At 63.7% G+C, this 17,908-nt stretch carries 15 protein-coding genes and 1 tRNA gene; 12 read left to right on the top strand and 4 right to left on the bottom strand.

Annotation, left to right across the window (positions count from 1 at the left end; all coding sequences use genetic code 11):
- Window positions 1-369 precede the first annotated feature (369 nt).
- Complete coding sequence (gene greA / locus H4P35_RS19960) at window positions 370-846, top strand: transcription elongation factor GreA (RefSeq protein ID WP_008158056.1); 477 nt, start codon at window positions 370-372, stop codon at window positions 844-846.
- Between the two features lie 130 nt (window positions 847-976).
- On the opposite strand, the gene H4P35_RS19955 is transcribed toward greA, so the two are convergent.
- Window positions 977-1,579, bottom strand: a complete 603-nt coding sequence (locus H4P35_RS19955) for a YhbY family RNA-binding protein (protein WP_056326834.1) — start codon at window positions 1,577-1,579, stop codon at window positions 977-979.
- Window positions 1,580-1,597: 18 nt separating this feature from the next.
- Between H4P35_RS19955 and H4P35_RS19950 the strand changes: the two genes are divergently transcribed.
- The 5 genes from H4P35_RS19950 to H4P35_RS19930 all read left to right on the top strand — a co-directional run bounded on the left by H4P35_RS19950 (window position 1,598) and on the right by H4P35_RS19930 (window position 7,518).
- Window positions 1,598-2,230: an RlmE family RNA methyltransferase gene (locus tag H4P35_RS19950; RefSeq protein WP_056326836.1), complete on the top strand. Its 633-nt coding sequence runs from the start codon at window positions 1,598-1,600 to the stop codon at window positions 2,228-2,230.
- A 220-nt stretch (window positions 2,231-2,450) separates the two neighbouring features.
- The gene (gene ftsH, locus H4P35_RS19945) at window positions 2,451-4,337 is read left to right on the top strand and encodes an ATP-dependent zinc metalloprotease FtsH (RefSeq protein WP_062841739.1); all 1,887 of its coding nucleotides are present in this window, start codon (window positions 2,451-2,453) and stop codon (window positions 4,335-4,337) included.
- A gap of 18 nt (window positions 4,338-4,355) precedes the next feature.
- Complete coding sequence (gene folP / locus H4P35_RS19940; RefSeq protein ID WP_226846656.1) at window positions 4,356-5,201, top strand: dihydropteroate synthase; 846 nt, start codon at window positions 4,356-4,358, stop codon at window positions 5,199-5,201.
- The gene (glmM, locus tag H4P35_RS19935) at window positions 5,198-6,541 is read left to right on the top strand and encodes a phosphoglucosamine mutase (RefSeq protein ID WP_152385279.1); all 1,344 of its coding nucleotides are present in this window, start codon (window positions 5,198-5,200) and stop codon (window positions 6,539-6,541) included. Before folP ends, glmM begins: the two co-directional genes overlap by 4 nt.
- 170 nt (window positions 6,542-6,711) lie before the next feature.
- Window positions 6,712-7,518: a GNAT family N-acetyltransferase gene (locus tag H4P35_RS19930; protein ID WP_062841741.1), complete on the top strand. Its 807-nt coding sequence runs from the start codon at window positions 6,712-6,714 to the stop codon at window positions 7,516-7,518.
- 158 nt (window positions 7,519-7,676) lie between these two features.
- Here the strand turns inward: H4P35_RS19930 and ppx are convergent, their stop codons facing one another.
- A complete protein-coding gene (ppx, locus tag H4P35_RS19925) occupies window positions 7,677-9,164 on the bottom strand; it encodes an exopolyphosphatase (protein WP_062841742.1) in 1,488 nt (495 codons plus the stop codon).
- A gap of 219 nt (window positions 9,165-9,383) precedes the next feature.
- On the opposite strand from ppx, the gene ppk1 reads away from it, so the two are divergent.
- From ppk1 to H4P35_RS19895, 6 genes are all read left to right on the top strand, one after another.
- Entirely contained in the window at window positions 9,384-11,459 is a 2,076-nt protein-coding gene (ppk1, locus tag H4P35_RS19920; protein ID WP_226846655.1) for a polyphosphate kinase 1, read from the top strand.
- A 298-nt stretch (window positions 11,460-11,757) separates the two neighbouring features.
- Window positions 11,758-12,798, top strand: a complete 1,041-nt coding sequence (gene pstS / locus H4P35_RS19915) for a phosphate ABC transporter substrate-binding protein PstS (protein WP_180098130.1) — start codon at window positions 11,758-11,760, stop codon at window positions 12,796-12,798.
- A gap of 101 nt (window positions 12,799-12,899) precedes the next feature.
- A complete protein-coding gene (gene pstC / locus H4P35_RS19910) occupies window positions 12,900-13,916 on the top strand; it encodes a phosphate ABC transporter permease subunit PstC (protein WP_056326851.1) in 1,017 nt (338 codons plus the stop codon).
- A gap of 26 nt (window positions 13,917-13,942) precedes the next feature.
- Window positions 13,943-14,797, top strand: coding sequence for a phosphate ABC transporter permease PstA (gene pstA / locus H4P35_RS19905; protein WP_081259763.1), 855 nt, complete (start codon window positions 13,943-13,945; stop codon window positions 14,795-14,797).
- Between the two features lie 48 nt (window positions 14,798-14,845).
- Entirely contained in the window at window positions 14,846-15,622 is a 777-nt protein-coding gene (gene pstB / locus H4P35_RS19900) for a phosphate ABC transporter ATP-binding protein PstB (RefSeq protein ID WP_056326853.1), read from the top strand.
- A gap of 58 nt (window positions 15,623-15,680) precedes the next feature.
- Window positions 15,681-15,757: transfer RNA gene (locus H4P35_RS19895), tRNA-Pro, on the top strand.
- Window positions 15,758-15,895: 138 nt separating this feature from the next.
- On the opposite strand, the gene H4P35_RS19890 is transcribed toward H4P35_RS19895, so the two are convergent.
- Entirely contained in the window at window positions 15,896-16,876 is a 981-nt protein-coding gene (locus H4P35_RS19890) for a tripartite tricarboxylate transporter substrate binding protein (protein ID WP_226846654.1), read from the bottom strand.
- A 32-nt stretch (window positions 16,877-16,908) separates the two neighbouring features.
- Window positions 16,909-17,859: an esterase gene (locus tag H4P35_RS19885; RefSeq protein ID WP_226846653.1), complete on the bottom strand. Its 951-nt coding sequence runs from the start codon at window positions 17,857-17,859 to the stop codon at window positions 16,909-16,911.
- Window positions 17,860-17,908 lie beyond the last annotated feature (49 nt).

Here is a 17,908-nt window from a genome sequence, read left to right as displayed (position 1 = left end):
GCCGCACAGGCAATCTTTCAGGTGTTTTTCAGCGGTAGCCGATCCCGGAAAACCCGCAGTCCGCGTCACGGTTCGCCGCCACGGTCGGCATCGCCAGCGTTCTTGGGCCGAAATCGCCGTTTTTAGCGGGTTACAGCGGCGAAATGCGCCGAAAAGGCCGTTTTCTCCGGCGGCTTGCATTTCCCACCAAGTTTGACCACAATATGAACTTGATTGCCCCGGTTCCGACCCGAGCCGGGGTTTTGTTTTGGTCGCCCGCGCCGCTCGCCAGGTTTTTTTCAAGCATCAGATGGCAAGCGCGCCGGTCCTGCGGCCTTCACCGAGAACGCTCCTTCGGGGCGTTTTTCTACTTTTTGTTTGGGAAACGACATGTCTGCCATTCCTTTGACCGTGCGCGGGGCCGAGCGCTTGCAAGAAGAGCTCCAACGGCTGAAAACCGTCGAACGTCCTGCTGTGATCAACGCGATCGCCGAGGCTCGCGCGCAGGGTGATCTGTCGGAAAATGCCGAGTACGATGCCGCTCGCGAGCGCCAGGGTTTCATCGAGGGCCGGATTGCCGAGCTTGAAGGCACGCTTTCCAATGCCCACATCATCGATCCGTCCTCGCTCGAGGCCGAAGGCCGCGCCGTATTTGGCGCCACCGTCGACATCGAAGACCTGGATTCGGGCGATCGCGTCACCTATCAGATCGTCGGCGACGTCGAGGCTGATATCAAGTCCAACCTGATTTCCGTGTCCAGCCCCGTGGCTCGCGCGCTGATCGGCAAGAGCGAAGGCGACGTGGTCGAGGTCATGGCCCCGGCTGGCGTTCGCGAGTATGAAGTCCTGGGTGTGCGTTACATCTGACGCAAACCCGTCAAGCAGTAAAAATGTCAAACCACCCTGGCCCTGACGCAACGTTCGTCTGAATTCCGCGGTACATTGCGGATCGCTATGGTGGACCGGGCGCGTAAAGCGCCCGTTTTTGTGCCTGGACTTACCGTTTTGCAGTCTTGCGGCTGGTGCCGCTGCGCGCCCCGGCGCGCAGGCTCAGCGCGCTGCCGGCGCGGCGCGGAATGCCGTGGCCGCTGGTGGTGGCGCGTTTGTTGGACGGCCGCATGGGCTTGCCCTTCTTGTTGAGTTCGTCCTGGGGGACGTAACGCTTCTTGGCGGGCGCGGGCTCTTCGGACTCGCTGCGGCGCGGGCGCTTGGCAAGGGTCCGGCCTTCGGCGGCCAGCTTCTTGGGCGTGTACGGCTCCGAGGCGCGGCGCTTGGCGGGGGCTTCGGGCTCCTGGGCGGCCAGCGCGGCGGGCTTGATGTTGCCGGGCAGCGGGCGGAACAGGATCAGGGTCTTGCCCAGGTGATGCACGGGCGCGCACGATAGCGTGTCGCAGATCGTGGCAAGCATGGCGTCACGGGCCTCGCGGTCGTCGCCGCCGGCGCGAACCTTGATGAGGCCATGTGACGTCAGCGCCCGGTCGATTTCCTTCAGCACGGCGTCGGTCAGGCCGTTGTCGCCAATCAGGACGACAGGGCGCAGAGGGTGAGCGGCGGACCGCAGGTCGCTGCGCTCACGAGAGGTAAGTTCTAATATAGGCATGCGTGGAATTGTACGGTAATGGCCAAGAATAAATTCTCTAAAGACTGGATTCACCAGCACATCAACGATCCCTATGTGAAGCTGGCGCAACAGAAGGGCTATCGCGCCCGCGCCGCCTTCAAGCTGATCGAGATTCTCGACACCGAAAAGCTGCTGCGTCGCGGCGATCTGGTCGTCGACCTGGGCTCCGCGCCCGGCAGCTGGTCACAGGTGGCGCGCGAGCGGCTCGCGGGGCCGGGCGGCGTCGTGGACGGCCGCATTATCGCGCTGGACATCCTGCCCATGGAACCCGTGGCAGGCGTGGAATTCATCCAGGGCGACTTCCGCGAAGACGAAGTCTTGAAACAATTGGAAGACATGGTCGGAACCCGCGCGGTGGACCTTGTTATTTCCGACATGGCCCCCAACTTGTCCGGGGTGGGTATTGCCGATGCAGCGCGCATCCAGCATGTGTGCGAATTGGCGATGGAATTTTCCTGCGCCCACCTCAAGCCCAACGGGGCGCTGATCGTCAAGGCATTCCACGGCACTGGCTTTTCGCAGATCGTGGAATCCTTCAAAAAGCGTTTTCGCAGGGTGGTTGAACGCAAACCGAAGGCGTCACGGGACAAGTCCTCTGAAACCTTTCTGGTGGCGCGCGATCTGAAGTAACCCTTCCGTATCCATCCGGGGCAAGGTGCCCTGGCCAAGAAAACCCCGGCCCGCCGAGACAACGACCAGAAAACTCAAGAATCAAATGTAATTAAATGGGCCCCACGGCTGCCAGGACGCAACTCCGTCCTACAGGTTAGAATGGGCTATTGACATACTTGTGACTGTGCCATACGCGGGTGCACAGTCGCCGGTCGGAATCGAAAGCAGGAGATCGACCTTGAACAATTCATTTTCCAAAGTCGCTGTCTGGATGGTGATAGCCCTGGTGCTGTTCACCGTCTTCAAACAGTTCGACGGACGCGCTCAGACCCAGGACGGCGTGACCTACACGCAGTTCATGGACGACGCCAAGGCGGGACGCATCCGCAAGGTCGACGTTCAAGGCGACGTGCTGTACGTCACCCCGGACGCGGGCCGCGCCTATACGCTGACTTCGCCCGGCGATCTCTGGATGGTTTCCGACCTGCTGAAGTACGGCGTGCAGGTATCCGGCAAGCCGCGTGAAGAGCAGTCGCTCCTGATGAGCATCTTCGTGTCGTGGTTCCCCATGCTGCTGCTGATCGGCGTCTGGGTGTTCTTCATGCGCCAGATGCAGGGCGGTGGCAGGGGCGGCGCGTTCAGCTTCGGCAAATCGCGCGCCAGGATGCTCGACGAGAACACCAACCAGATCACCTTCGCCGATGTCGCCGGCTGCGACGAAGCCAAGGAAGACGTCCAGGAACTGGTCGATTTCCTGCGCGACCCCAGCAAGTTCCAGAAGCTGGGCGGCCGCATTCCGCGCGGTGTGCTGATGGTGGGCTCGCCCGGTACCGGCAAGACGCTGCTGGCCAAGGCCATCGCCGGCGAAGCCAAGGTGCCGTTCTTCAGTATCTCCGGCTCGGACTTCGTTGAAATGTTCGTCGGCGTGGGCGCGGCCCGTGTCCGCGACATGTTCGAAAACGCCAAGAAGCACGCGCCTTGCATCATCTTCATCGACGAAATCGATGCGGTCGGCCGCCAGCGTGGCGCCGGTCTGGGTGGCGGCAACGACGAGCGCGAACAGACGCTGAACCAGATGCTGGTCGAAATGGACGGCTTCGAATCCGGCCAGGGCGTCATCGTGATCGCCGCGACCAACCGTCCCGACGTGCTGGATCCGGCGCTGCTGCGTCCGGGCCGTTTTGACCGCCAGGTTGTCGTGCCGCTGCCCGATATCCGTGGCCGCGAGCAGATCCTGAAGGTTCACATGCGCAAGGTTCCGCTGTCGCCCAACGTCGACGCGACGATCCTGGCGCGCGGCTGCCCGGGCTTTTCCGGCGCCGACCTGGCCAACCTGGTCAACGAAGCCGCGCTGTTCGCCGCCCGCCGCAATGGCCGCACGGTGGATATGTCCGACTTTGAAAAGGCCAAGGACAAGATCATCATGGGCGCCGAGCGCCGCTCCATCGTGATGCCCGAAGAGGAACGCAAGAACACCGCGTACCACGAGTCCGGCCACGCGATCGTCGCGCGCATGCTGCCCAAAACCGACCCCGTCCACAAGGTCACCATCATCCCGCGCGGCCGTGCGCTGGGCGTGACCATGCAGCTTCCGGAAACCGACCGCTACAGCATGGATAAGGGCCGCCTGCTGTCCACGATCGCCGTGCTGTTCGGCGGCCGCATCGCGGAAGAGATCTTCATGGACCAGATGACGACGGGCGCCTCGAACGACTTCGAACGCGCCACCGCCATCGCCCGCGACATCGTCACGCGCTACGGCATGACCGACGAACTGGGTCCCATGGTCTACGCCGAGAACGAAGGCGAAGTCTTCCTGGGCCGCAGCGTCACCAAGACCACGCACATGTCCGAAGCCACCATGCAGAAGGTGGACACCGAGATCCGCCGCATCATCGACGAGCAGTACGGCGTTGCGCGCAAGATCCTGGAAGACAACCGCGACAAGGTCGAAGTGATGACCGCCGCGCTGCTCGAATGGGAAACCATCGACGCCGACCAGATCAACGACATCATGGAGGGCCGCCCCCCGCGTCCCCCGAAGACGCCGCAAGGCCCGTCGGATACGTCCGATACGCCGCCGACCGGCCTGGCTGCAGGCGGCAACACGGCAGCTGCGGTCTGAGGTCCTTCGTTCTGGGTTATGGCAAATAACTTCCTTTGCGGGCGCTTCGAGTTTGATCTCGAGCGCCCGCTTGTCATGGGCATCGTCAATGTCACGCCGGACTCGTTTTCCGATGGTGGCCAGCACGACGATACCGAGTCCGCGGTGGCGCATGCGCGCCGGCTGATCGACGAAGGCGCGCAGATTCTGGATCTGGGCGGCGAGTCCACGCGGCCCGGCGCAGAGCCCGTGTCCGTGTCCGACGAACTGAACCGGCTGCTGCCGGTGGTCGAGGCGCTTCGCGACTGCGGCGTGCCGCTGTCCATCGACACCTTCAAGCCGGAAGTCATGCGCGCCACGCTGGACGCGGGTGCGGACATGATCAACGACATCTATGGTTTCAGGCAGCCGGGCGCGATCGAGGCCGTCTCGCAATCGCGCTGCGGCCTGTGCGTCATGCACATGAAAGGCGAGCCGCGCACCATGCAGGCGGCGCCGCCCGAGTACACCGACCTGATCGGTGAAATTGGCCTGTTCCTGGGGGCACGCGCGCAAAAGCTGCGCGCGGCCTGGATCGATCCTCGGCGTATCGTGCTGGACCCGGGTTTCGGGTTTGGCAAGACGGCCGACCAGAACTTTCAACTGCTGCGCCGGCTGTCCAGCCTGCGCAGCACCGGTTATCCATTGCTGATCGGCCTGTCGCGCAAGAACATGATCGGCCAGGCCACAGGCCGGCCGGTCGGCGACCGGCTGCCCGGCAGCATTGCCGCCGCGCTTGCCTGCGTCGCGCGTGGCGCCTCCATCGTGCGCGTGCACGATGTTGCGGCCACCGTGGATGCGCTTAAGGTATGGCAGGCGGCTGAACAAGGAGCTATCAGTTCATGATTCGACGCAAATATTTCGGTACCGATGGCGTACGCGGTGAAGTCGGCGGTCCGGTGATCAACGCCGAATTCGCGCTGCGGCTGGGCTACGCGGCCGGCCGCGTGCTGGCGCGCGCGCACGCGGTGCGCGGCGCGACGCGCCCGCAGGTCGTCATCGGCAAGGACACCCGGATTTCCGGCTACATGCTGGAATCCGCGCTGGAGGCGGGGCTGTCCGCCGCCGGCATCGACGTGCTGCTGGCCGGCCCGATCCCTACGCCCGCCGTCGCCTACCTGACCCGCGCCCTGCGCCTGGTCGCCGGCATCGTCATCAGCGCATCGCACAATCCCTACCAGGACAACGGCATCAAGTTCTTCTCGGCGCAGGGCATGAAGCTGCCCGACGATATCGAGGCCGAGATCGAGGCCGCGCTGGACGAGCCGCTGGGCTGCGTCAGCTCCGAAGGCCTGGGGCGCGCGCGCCGCATGGGCGATGCCCAGGGCCGCTACATCGAGTTCTGCAAGAGCACGTTTCCCAACGATCTGGACCTGAACGGCATGACCATCGTGGTCGACGCCGCGCACGGCGCCGCCTACAACATCGCCCCGCACGTCTTCCGTGAGCTGGGCGCCGAAGTCCACGCGATCGGCGTGAACCCGGACGGTTTCAACATCAACAAGGGCGTGGGCGCGCTGCACCCCGAACTGCTGGCCAAGGAAGTCAAGGCGCGCGGCGCCCAGCTTGGCATTGCGCTGGACGGCGACGCCGACCGCCTGCAGATGGTCGACGGCGAGGGTCGCATCTACAACGGCGACGAGCTGATGTACGCCATCGTGCGCGAGCGCATGCAGCGCGGCAAGGTCGAAGGCGTCGTGGGCACGCTGATGACCAATTTCGGCTTCGAGCGCGAAATGAAGCGACTGGGCGTGGGCTTTGACCGCGCCAACGTCGGCGACCGCTATGTCCTGGAACAGATGCAGTCGCGCGGCTGGCTGTACGGCGGCGAAAGCTCCGGCCACCTGCTGTGCCTGGACTGCCACTCCACCGGCGATGGCATCGTGGCCGCCTTGCAGGTCCTGACGGCGCTGCGCCGCAATTCGGCTGCGCTGGGCGATTGGGTCAGCGATCTGCGGATGTATCCGCAGAAAATGATCAATGTGCCGCTCACGCCCGGCATGGACTGGAAGACGCACCCCGGTCTGACGGCGGCGCGCCAGGCGGTCGAAGCCGAACTGGACGGCCGCGGCCGCATCCTGATCCGCGCCTCGGGGACGGAACCCAAGCTGCGTCTGATGGTTGAGGCCGAAGACGAGGCGCTGGCGACCAATTCCGCCGAGAAGCTTGCGCAAAGCTTGGGGTAAACCCGGAGTTTTCGTTTTAATATGTGGGCCACGCGTCGAAAATCGGCGCGTGGCCTTTGTTTATGTGCACTTTCTGTACCGGCCTAATCTTCATAGTCACGTAACATATTGGTCAAGTCATTGACATACAGGGCGTCCACACTGGCTGGACTCTCTAGGAGCTTCGCGCAATGCTGGAATTAGCACGCATCAACCCGAGCCGCAGTACCGCAGAACCCTGGACGGGCGCCGCCCCCAAAGTCCTGGCGGTCGGCCTGGCGCGTACCGCCGAAGAAATAGAGCAGATTCAACGCCTGCGCTATGACGTCTTCACGGAAGACATGGGCGCCGTCTTTCCAGATGCGCAAGACGGCATCGAACAAGACCGCTTCGATCCCTTCTGCGAACACCTGATGGTGCGCGAGCTCGACACGGACCGGGTCGTCGGCACCTATCGGATCCTGACCCCGGAAAAAGCCCTCGAAGCCGGCGGCTATTACTCGCAATCGGAGTTCGACCTGTCGGGTCTGGGCGCCATCCGCGACGAAGTCGTCGAGGTCGGCCGCTCGTGCACCCACGCGGATTACCGGGGCGGGGCGGTCATCATGCTGCTGTGGTCCGGCCTGGCCGAATACCTGCGCCGCGGCGGTTACGAATACGTGCTGGGTTGCGCGAGCGTCAGCCTGCGCGACGATGGCGTCACCGCCGCCGAAGTCTGGCGCACGGTTGCCAAGCAGATGCCCCAGGGCAACGAGCCGCGCGTCACGCCGCTGCACCGCTACCCGGTCGAAAAGCTCAACAGCACCCTGCCGGCCCGCGTGCCGCCGCTGATCAAGGGTTACCTGAAGCTGGGCGCCAAGGTTTGCGGCGAACCCGCCTGGGATCCGGATTTCAACGCCGCCGACTTTCCGGTCCTCTTGAAGATGGAGCGCATGGACGAGCGCTACCGCCGCCACTTCGGCCTGGATCAGCCGGCCGTCCTCAATACTCAGCGCTAGACGCCACTACCATGCGCCGCCTGCTCCGCCGAATGACTATCAGATTGATACGGCGAGCCACCCGGCCGCTGCGCATGGAACTCAGGCGGCTCGATCGCGAAACCGATCTGTCGCCATTTTGAAGCGCCGGGGCGGCCAGGCCGCCCCGCGCGGCCGCTTCAGAACTCCAGCAGTTCGAACGAAAACCCGACCTTGTTCCACTCGGCTTCTTCCGCGCGCAGCGTGAAGTCGCTGAGCGGATGTTCGGCCAGCCATTCGCGGTTTACGCGCACCACGATGGAGTTGTCGCGGACCGAAGCGGTCAGCGGCAGGGGCTCTATCTCGCCGCGGCGGCGGAACAGCAGCACGGCCAGACGCAGGGCCAGAATGGCTTTCCACTGCGGGCGCGACCGCACCAGGGGTTCCAGCTTGACGAGCTTGCCCTGGTGACCCAGCGCCAGCAGGGCCAGCAGTTGCTGGTCCGCGCGCGAGAAACCGGGCATGTCCGCGTTTTCGAGCACATAGGCGGTGTGCTTGTGATACGCGTTGTGCGCGATCGACAGGCCCACTTCGTGCAGGTCTGCCGCCCAGCCGAGCGCGGGCCGCAGTTCGGCGCGTTCCTGGCCTTCCGGGAACATCGCATCGAACAGGGTGAGGGCGGCGTGGCGCACGCGGCGCGCCTGGTTCACATCGACGTGATAGCGCTTCATGAACTGGCGCACCGATTCATCGCGCTTGTCGTGCTCGTCGTCGCGGCCCAGCAGGTCGTACAGCACGCCCAGCCGCAGCGCGCCGTCGCCGGTGTGCATGACGTCGATGCCCAGTTCATCGAACAACGCGCTCATGATGGCCAGGCCGCCCGGGAGCACGTCGGCGCGCTCGATCTTGATGCCGGGCAGCTCGGACGGAATGACGCGGCCCGAGCGCACGAGGCGGTCTTTCAGCTTGTTCAAGCCGACGCGCGTGATGCCGCGGTTGGAATAGCCGCCTTCGGTCAGGATGGCAAAGAGCGCCTTGGCCGTGCCGGAAGAGCCATACACTTCTTTCCAGCCCGTCTTGCGGTACTGCTTGGCGATGACTTCGATTTCGCGGCGCGCGGCCAGTTCGGCCTGTTTCATCTGGTGGGCGTCCACCACGCCGTCCGAGAAGAACTGGCGGCTGTAACTGACGCACCCCATGTAAAGCGAGGACATCAGACCGGGTTCGAGCCCCTTGCCGATGATGACTTCGGTGGAACCGCCGCCGATGTCGATGACCAGGCGCTTGTTGGGGGAGGGGGGCAGGGTGTTGACCACGCCCGTGAAGATCAGGCGGGCCTCTTCGCGGCCGGCGATGACTTCAATCGGAAAACCCAGCGCGGCTTCGGCCCGGGGCAGGAAGTCCCGCGTGTTGCGGGCGACGCGAAAAGTGTTGGTGGCAACCGCGCGCACCCGGTTGGGGTGAAAGCTGCGTAGCCGTTCGCCAAAGCGTTCCAGCACGGCGATGGCGCGGTCGATGGCGTCGTCGCTAAGCCGTTTATCGGCATCCAGGCCGGCGGCCAGCCGGACGGTTTCCTTGAGGCGGTCGATCTGGTAAATCTGGGGCGTACCGTCCTGCTGAACGATGCGTCCGATGGAGAGGCGAAAGCTGTTGGACCCGAGGTCCACCGCGGCCAGAAGTTGATCCATGCGGCTCGTGATATTGGCTGTGAGGTGGACCGATTATAGAGACCCCATGTGACAACGCCTTCGGCTTCGGGTTTTTGCTTATGGAACAGGCGCTTGCAAGCGTCAGGCCGATGCGCCATACGTCCCGTATTTGACGTACCCTTAGCGAATGGGCGCTGTCATAGAACCGTCACTCTTTTGCAGTAAAACTTCACGCTCTCTTTTCGTATGGAATCCGGTATGCCCACACGTCCGCCAGGCGAGCCTCTGCTCATGAATCGCGAATTGTCGCTGCTCAAGTTCAATGAACGGGTGCTGGCGATGGCGGAGAACCCCAACACGCCGCTGCTCGAGCGGCTGCGCTATGTGTGCATCGTCAGTTCCAACCTGGACGAGTTCTTCGAGATCCGGATTTCCAGTCTGAAAGAGCAGCAGCGCCAGTCGCCCAACCTGATCGGCCCGGACGGCATGACGCCGGACGAGGCTTTCGACTGCGTGCAGCAGGCCGTGCATGAATTGGTGGGCCGCCAGTACAACCTGCTCAACGACGACATCCTGCCGGCGATGCACGCCGAGGGCATCGCGCTGCATCACGCTTCCGAATGGAACGCCGCGCAGCAGGAATGGGCGCGCGACGTGTTCCATCGCGACGTGATGCCGCTCTTGACGCCCATCGGGCTGGATCCCGCGCATCCGTTTCCGCGCGTCTACAACAAGAGCCTGAATTTCATCGTGTCGCTGGCGGGCGCCGATGCCTTCGGCCGTCAGGCATCGATCGCCATCGTCCAGGCGCCCCGGGCTTTGCCGCGTCTGATCAAGATGCCCCAGGAACTGTCGGGGCAGCCCGAAGGCTACATCCTGCTGACCTCGCTGCTGCGCGCCTTCGTGGGCGAGCTGTTCCCGGGCCTGGAAATGCTGGGCTGCTATCAGTGGCGCGTCACCCGCAACAGCGACCTCTTCGTGGACGAGGAAGAAGTCACTAACCTGCGCCATGCGCTGCAAGGCGAGCTGTCGCAGCGCAACTTCGGCGCGGCCGTCCGGCTGGAGATCGACAAGCTGACGCCGGTCGAGCTCGAAACGTTCCTGCAGCGCGAGTTCTCGCTCAAGGCGGACGACACCTATCGTGTGCCCGGGCCGGTGAACCTGTCGCGCCTCATGCAGCTGTGCAATTCCGCGGCGCGCCCGGATCTGCTGTTTCCCGACTATCGCGCCCCGGTGCCCGCGCCCTTTGACCGGGTCGGCGACAAGCCGGCCGATCTCTTCGAAGCGGTGGCCGAGTGCGACCGCCTGCTGCACCACCCCTACCAGTCGTTCCAGCCCGTCATCGATTTTCTGACCGCGGCCGCGCTGGATCCCGACGTGATGGCCATCAAGCAGACCATCTACCGTACCGGCGAGGACTCCGAGCTGATGAAGATCCTGCTGGCGGCCGCGCGCGCCGGCAAGGAAGTGACGGTGGTCGTGGAGCTGATGGCGCGATTTGACGAACAGACCAACATCAACTGGGCCTCCAAGCTCGAAGAGGTGGGGGCGCATGTCGTCTACGGCGTGGTGGCGCACAAGACGCACGCCAAGATGGCGGTCGTGCTGCGCCGGGAAAAAGGGCGTCTGCGCCGCTACGCCCACCTGGGCACCGGCAACTACCATCCCCGCACGGCGCGGCTGTACACCGATTTCGGACTGCTGACCGCCGATCCCAAGCTGTGCGAGGACATGGACAAGGTCTTCGCCCAGCTGACCGGCCTGGGCGCGCGGCGGGCATTGAAGTCGCTGATGCAGTCGCCGTTCACCCTGCACGAGGGCATGGTGTCGCTGATCCGCGCCGAGGCGCGCGCCGCCAAGGCGGGTAAGCGGTCGCGCATCATGGCCAAGATGAATTCGCTGCTCGAAGAGCAGATCATCGCCGAGCTCTACAAGGCCAGCCAGGCGGGCGTGAAGATCGACCTGATCGTGCGCGGCGTCTGCGCCCTGCGCGCCGGGGTGCCGGGCTTGTCGGAGAACATCCGCGTGCGTTCCATCGTGGGGCGCTTCCTGGAGCACTCCCGCGTCTTCTACTTCTATGCCGAGGGCGAAGAGACGGTGTACCTGTCGTCGGCCGACTGGATGGACCGCAATTTCTTCCGGCGCGTGGAAATCGCTTTCCCGATCTATGACAAGACGCTCAAGAAGCGCGTCATCGACGAAGCATTCACCTATGCCCTGCGCGACAACCAGCTCGCCTGGCAGCAGCAACCCAGCGGCGACTACGCGCGCGTCAAAAGCCGCCGCGAGCCCTTCAACCTGCACCAGTTCCTGATGCAGAAGCTGGGCGTGTAACACCGGCACGGCGGCAAAACGTCCCTGATATTTCACCAGGTGACGGGCGCCGCGCCATGCCGGTCCCCGAGCTTGAGCATAGCCCCGGCCAGCCCATTTCCGCAGGGGAAATGGGCTTTTTTCATTCGGGGACGGGCTTGCCAATGCAGCCGGACGGATCTGGTTTTGCCGGTCGGCCACCGGGGATCATGACTGTCATGGTCTTGTCACGTTGGGCTCCTAAGATGCGAGGGTCGCTGAAAGACAGGCAGCTAAAAAGCCTGCCAAGACTCCTTTAACGAGCACAGAAGGAACCCAGATGTTCAAACGTGTCTTCAAGCAAGTTTCCGTGGGCGTCGCGCTGAGCGCCGCCGTTTTTGCCGTCCAGGCCGCCAACGTGACCGGCGCCGGCGCATCGTTCCCGTACCCGATCTACGCCAAGTGGGCGTCCGACTACAAGGCTGCGACCAACAACGCGGTCAACTACCAGTCCATCGGTTCGGGCGGCGGCCAGCAGCAGATCATTGCAAAGACCGTCGACTTCGGCGCCTCGGATGACCCGATGAAGGCTGCCGACCTGGAAAAGCACGGCCTGCTGCAATTCCCCGCCGTGATCGGCGGCACCGTGGCCGTCGTGAACGTCGACGGCATCGAGCCGGGCAAGCTGAAGCTGTCGGGCAAGGTCCTGGCCGACATCTTCCTGGGCAAGGTCAAGAAGTGGGACGACGCCGCCATCAAGGCGCTGAACCCTGACCTGAAGCTGCCGTCGGCCGACATCATCGTCGTGCACCGTTCGGACGGCTCGGGCACCACCTTCGGCTGGACGAACTACCTGTCCAAGGTGTCGCCGGAGTGGAAGTCGCAAGTCGGTGAAGGCAAGGCCGTCAAGTGGCCCACCGGCCAGGGCGGCAAGGGCAACGAAGGCGTCGCCGCCTACGTCGGCCAGCTGAAGAACTCGATCGGCTACGTCGAATACGCCTACGCCAAGCAGAACAAGCTGGCCTGGACGCAACTGCAGAACAAGGACGGCAAGTTCGTCCAGCCCGAGCAAAAGGCGTTCGCCGCCGCGGCCGCCAACGCCGACTGGAAGAGCGCGCCGGGCATGGGCGTGGTCCTGACCGACGAGCCGGGCGCCGATTCGTGGCCCGTCACCGCCGCCACCTTCATCCTGATCCACAAGTCGCAAGACAAGCCGGCTCAGGGCAAGGCGGTGCTGGAATTCTTCGACTGGGCCTTCAAGAACGGCGCCAAGTCGGCTGAAGCCATGGACTACGTGCCGCTGCCGGAAGCCGTGACCAAGGAAATCCGCGCCGCCTGGGGCGAAGTGAAGTCCGCCGACGGCCAGGCTGTCTGGAAGTAAATCAGTAACGCGCGGCCCCGACGCCACCTGGCGGGCGGGGCCGCCGCCTGTAATTCGACCTACCTGCTGTTCCCCCCAGGTTTCCTAAGGAAAGTCCATCCATGAGCGCGGTAATGGATAATAGTGTGCCGCTTCCGCCCAGCGTGGCGGATTCCGTGACTACCGGCACGCCTTCGCCTATGAAGCAAACAAAAAACGCGCTGATGGATGCGCTGTTCAAGAATCTGACCCGCCTGTTCGCCTTCCTGGTGTTCATTCTGCTGGCGGCAATTCTCATCTCCCTCATCTATGGCAGCCGCGAATCGCTGGCCAAATACGGCCTGTCGTTCCTGTGGCTCAATGACTGGGATCCGGTCAATTCCAATTACGGCGCGGTCGTGCCGATCATCGGTACGTTGCTGACGTCCGCGATCGCGCTGATCATCGCTGTGCCGGTGTCCTTCGGCATCGCCATCTTCCTGACCGAACTGTCGCCGACCTGGCTGCGCCGCCCGCTGGGCACCGCCATCGAAATGCTGGCGGCCATTCCGTCCATCATCTACGGCATGTGGGGCCTGTTCGTCTTCGTGCCCGTGTTCCAGCAGTACGTGCAGCCGTTCCTGATCGCGACGTTGGGCAATCTTCCCATCATCGGCGGACTGTTCGCGGGTCCGCCGTTCGGCATTGGCATCTTCACCGCCGGCCTGATCCTCTCGATCATGATCATCCCGTTCATCGCCGCCGTGATGCGCGACGTGTTCGAGCTGGTCCCCGCGATGCTCAAGGAATCGGCGTACGGCCTGGGCAGCACGACCTGGGAAGTGATGTGGCGCGTTGTCCTGCCCTTTACCAAGTCGGGCGTCATCGGCGGCATCATGCTCGGCCTGGGCCGCGCGCTCGGCGAAACCATGGCCGTGACCTTCGTCATCGGCAATGCGTTCAAGTGGTCCGGCTCGCTGTTTTCGCCCGGCAACTCCATCGCCTCGGCGCTCGCCAATGAATTCAACGAGGCGGGCGGCATCCAGAAGGCGGCGTTGCTGGAACTGGGCCTGATCCTGTTCCTCATCACGACCATCGTGCTGGCCCTGGCCAAGGCGCTGCTGGTCCGCCTGTCCGCTGGCGAAGGCAAGAAGACCTGAGACGCCCGGAAGCACAAGGAAAAACCATGGCTGAATCCGTACTCAACATGCAGAACGGCATCTATCGCCGGCGCCGCGTGGTCAATCGCATCATGCTCGCCGTGTCGATGACGACATTGCTGTTTGGCCTGTTCTGGCTGTTCTGGATCATTCTGACGCTGTTGATGAAGGGCGCGCCCGCGCTGTCGTACACGCTCTTCACCGAAATCACGCCGCCGCCGGGCCAGGCGGGGGGCTTGCTCAACGCCATTCTCGGCAGCGTGATGATGGCGGGCGTCGGCACGCTGATCGGCACGCCGGTGGGCATCCTGGCCGGCACCTACCTGGCTGAATACGGCCAGCGCGGCTGGCTGGCGCCCGCCACGCGATTCCTGAACGACGTGCTGCTGTCCGCGCCGTCGATCATCATCGGTCTGTTCATCTACGCCGTGTATGTGGCGCAGGTGGGGCATTACTCCGGCTGGGCCGGCGCGGTCGCGCTGTCCATCCTGGTGATTCCCGTCGTGGTCCGCACCACCGACAACATGCTGCTGCTGGTGCCCAACAGCCTGCGCGAAGCCACCGCCGCGCTGGGCTGCCCCAAGTGGCGCATGATCACCATGGTGTGCTATCGCGCCGCCAAGTCCGGCATCATCACCGGCGTGCTGCTCGCCATCGCCCGCATCTCCGGCGAAACCGCGCCGCTGCTGTTCACCGCGCTGTCCAACCAGTTCATGTCGCTGAACATGAACGGGCCGATGGCCAACCTGCCGGTCGTCATCTACCAATACGCCGCCAGCCCCTTCAAGGACTGGAACAACCTGGCCTGGGCCGGCGCGACGCTGATCACGCTGCTGGTGTTGGGCATCAACATCATCGCCCGCAACTTGTTCCGCAAGTAAAGATCGCTATCCCGGCGCGCCAGGCGCGCCGGAGCCAAGGGAAATGCAATGGAAAACACCGCTACCGCAGTCAAGAACAAGCTCGAGGTCAAGGACCTGAACTTCTACTACGGCAAGTTCCACGCGATTCGCAACGTGAACATGTCGATCCAGGAGAAGAAGGTCACCGCCTTCATCGGCCCGTCGGGCTGCGGCAAATCAACCCTGCTGCGCACGTTCAACCGCATGTTCGAGCTCTACCCCGGCCAGCGCGCCGAGGGCGAAATCCTTCTGGATGGCGAAAACCTGCTGACGGCCAAGACTGACATTTCGCTGATCCGCGCCAAGGTCGGCATGGTCTTCCAGAAGCCCACGCCGTTCCCCATGAGCATCTACGACAACATCGCCTTCGGCGTGCGTCTGTTCGAACGCCTGTCCAAGGGCGAGATGGACGAGCGCGTGGAATGGGCGCTGAGCAAGGCCGCGCTGTGGAACGAAGTGAAGGACAAGCTGCACCAAAGCGGCAACAGCCTGTCCGGCGGCCAGCAGCAGCGCCTGTGCATCGCCCGCGGCGTCGCGATCAAGCCCGAAGTCCTGCTGCTCGACGAGCCGTGCTCGGCGCTGGATCCGATCTCCACCGCCAAGATCGAAGAGCTGATCGCCGAACTGAAGAACGACTACACCGTCGTGATCGTGACGCACAACATGCAGCAGGCCGCGCGTTGCTCGGACTACACCGCCTATATGTACCTGGGTGAACTGATGGAATTCGGTCAAACCGACCAGATTTTTGTTAAGCCCTCGCGCAAGGAAACCGAGGACTACATCACGGGCCGCTTCGGCTGACCGCAGGGTCGGGTGCAGCGGACGCCAGACACCAGTTTCTGGTATAGTCTCCACCCTTCGGGGCGTAGCGCAGCCTGGTAGCGCATCTGCTTTGGGAGCAGAGGGTCGTGAGTTCGAATCCCACCGCCCCGACCAATATTCATGCGGGTCTCCGGATTTCCGCAGTGCAAGAAAAGACGATTGGTGGCCCATCCTGTGGACCACCAATCGGTAGGACGAAAAAATGGCCCCAAGCTCACAAAGCTTGGGGCCATTTTGTTGTGTCCCTTCCTCCTACTGCCGCGGGATCTTCGCGTCTTCGATCAGCTTTTGCCATTGCGCATCGCCGCTCGCCACGAACTGCCCAAACGCCGTGGGCGAGGTGGGCGGGCTGACCTTTACGCCCAATTCCTTGAACCGTGCCTGGATCTCCGGCTTGGCCATGACGCGGCTGAACGCGGCGTTCAATGTCTGGACGATAGGTTCCGGCGTATTGGACGGTGCAAAAATTCCCGTCCAGAAGTAATAGTCCATCCCGTTGAGTTCCGGTGTTTCACCCGCCGACGCCAAGTCCGGGTTGCCGATATCGCGGTCGCGGCTCATGACGCCCACGCCCGTCACACGCCCGCTTTTGATCAGTTCAAGCAGGGCGGGCAACCCGGACACCGCGATATCCACATTCCCGCCGATGACATCGGTCGCGATCTTCGAGGCGCTTGCATAGGGAATGAAGGTGATGTCCGTACCGGTGGTGAGCTTGAAACTCTCCATGGCGATGGCGGGCAGCGAGCCGACGCCCGTGGCGCCGTAGGTCAGCTTGCCCGGGTTGGCCTTGGCGCGCGCAATCAGGTCGCCGAACGATTTCACGCCCAGGTTCGGATTCGCCACCACGCCGACGCCGCTTGTGCCCAGCGGCGCGACGGCGGCCAGGTCGCGGTAGGTGTACTTGGCCGACGATTGCAGAATGGGTGCGATCACGACGTCGGACACGATGCCCATCAGTACCGTGTACCCGTCGGGCTTGGCGTTGACGGCGCGCGTGACGCCGATGATGCCGCCGGCTCCCGCGACGTTCTCGATGACGACGGTCTGGCCCAGCTCGCGGCCCAGTTCGGGGGCGATGATGCGAGCGAACGTGTCCACCGAGCCTGCCGGCGCGTAGCCCACGATGAGCTTGATGGGATGGGCGGGGTAGGCCTGCGCATGCGCCGCGCTCGTTCCTCCCAACACAAGGGCTCCCAGCAGCGCCGCGCTGGAAAGGGTTCGGATGTTCATGGTTGTCTCCCGTTGTTGTCGTTTGTGTTGTTTCAGCTTTGTAGCCAGTTCAGGACGCGTTGGAATACCTCGTCGCTATTTCGGTCCATCATCGGCAGGTGCGAATTGCCCGCGATGCCGCTGGCGGGCAGGTCCAGCACCGTTACGTCGGCGCACCCCCGTATGGAATCCAGGTAACGCTCGGCTTGTTGGCGGTAGCCGACCCAGTGCGACCCCGATGGTTCGATGAAGTCGCCCCACACAACAAGATGCGGCGGCAGCGCTTCAATCGGCGCGGCTTGCGGCATGCCGCCGGGCTCCACGCCCACCACCCGGCGCACCGCGCTTGGCCGGCGGCGCGCAATTTCGGCTGCAAAGCCCGCGCCTTGGCTGTGGGCCACGATATGGCAATGTCCCACCCGGTCGATCAACGCTTCGTAGGCCGCCAGGATCATGGACTCGTGGCCCGGCCAGCGCGGCACCCATTGATTGGCGAACGCGTCGAACGCCTCGGTGGGAAACTGTTGCCCTGCATAGGCTTCGCGCCGCGCAGGGTCCGGGTCGTAGACAGGTCCGATGCGAAACGTCGTCCAGGCCTCGCGCTTCGTGCGAAAGACGGGCGCCTCGCGATACACCTGCGGGAACCGTGCCCATGACGAACGGCCCCGTTCCACCGCATCGCTGACCAGTACGTCGTAACCGGCGTCCAGGAATTTCCACAGCCAGCCGTTGCGGCCATCGGGGGTCGTTTCCCAGGTGCAGCCGGTCATGCCCCCGCCATGCCACAGCAGCACCGGATCCGGATGGCGGGGCTGCGCCAGGCGGTACTCCTGGACATACATCTGCCCATAGACCTGTTCTCCGTTCGGGTTGACCTCGCGCGGCGATCCGTTCAGGACCATGCTGCGATATTCGACCGGCAGGCCTTCCAGCACGGCGGTCGCGCCGCCCACGAAGAAGCTGCTCATCGATTTCAGGAAAATGCCCTTGCCTTGTGAATTCATGATGGCTCGTCGAAGTAATGCCGGCATGTTCGGCCAGCGCGTATAGTTA

It is taken from the genome of Achromobacter sp. 77 (assembly GCF_020541125.1).
Taxonomy (GTDB): domain Bacteria; phylum Pseudomonadota; class Gammaproteobacteria; order Burkholderiales; family Burkholderiaceae_B; genus Achromobacter; species Achromobacter mucicolens.
The sequence above is the reverse complement of the archived record's forward strand: the minus strand, read 5'-3'. Positions and strand labels throughout refer to the sequence as shown.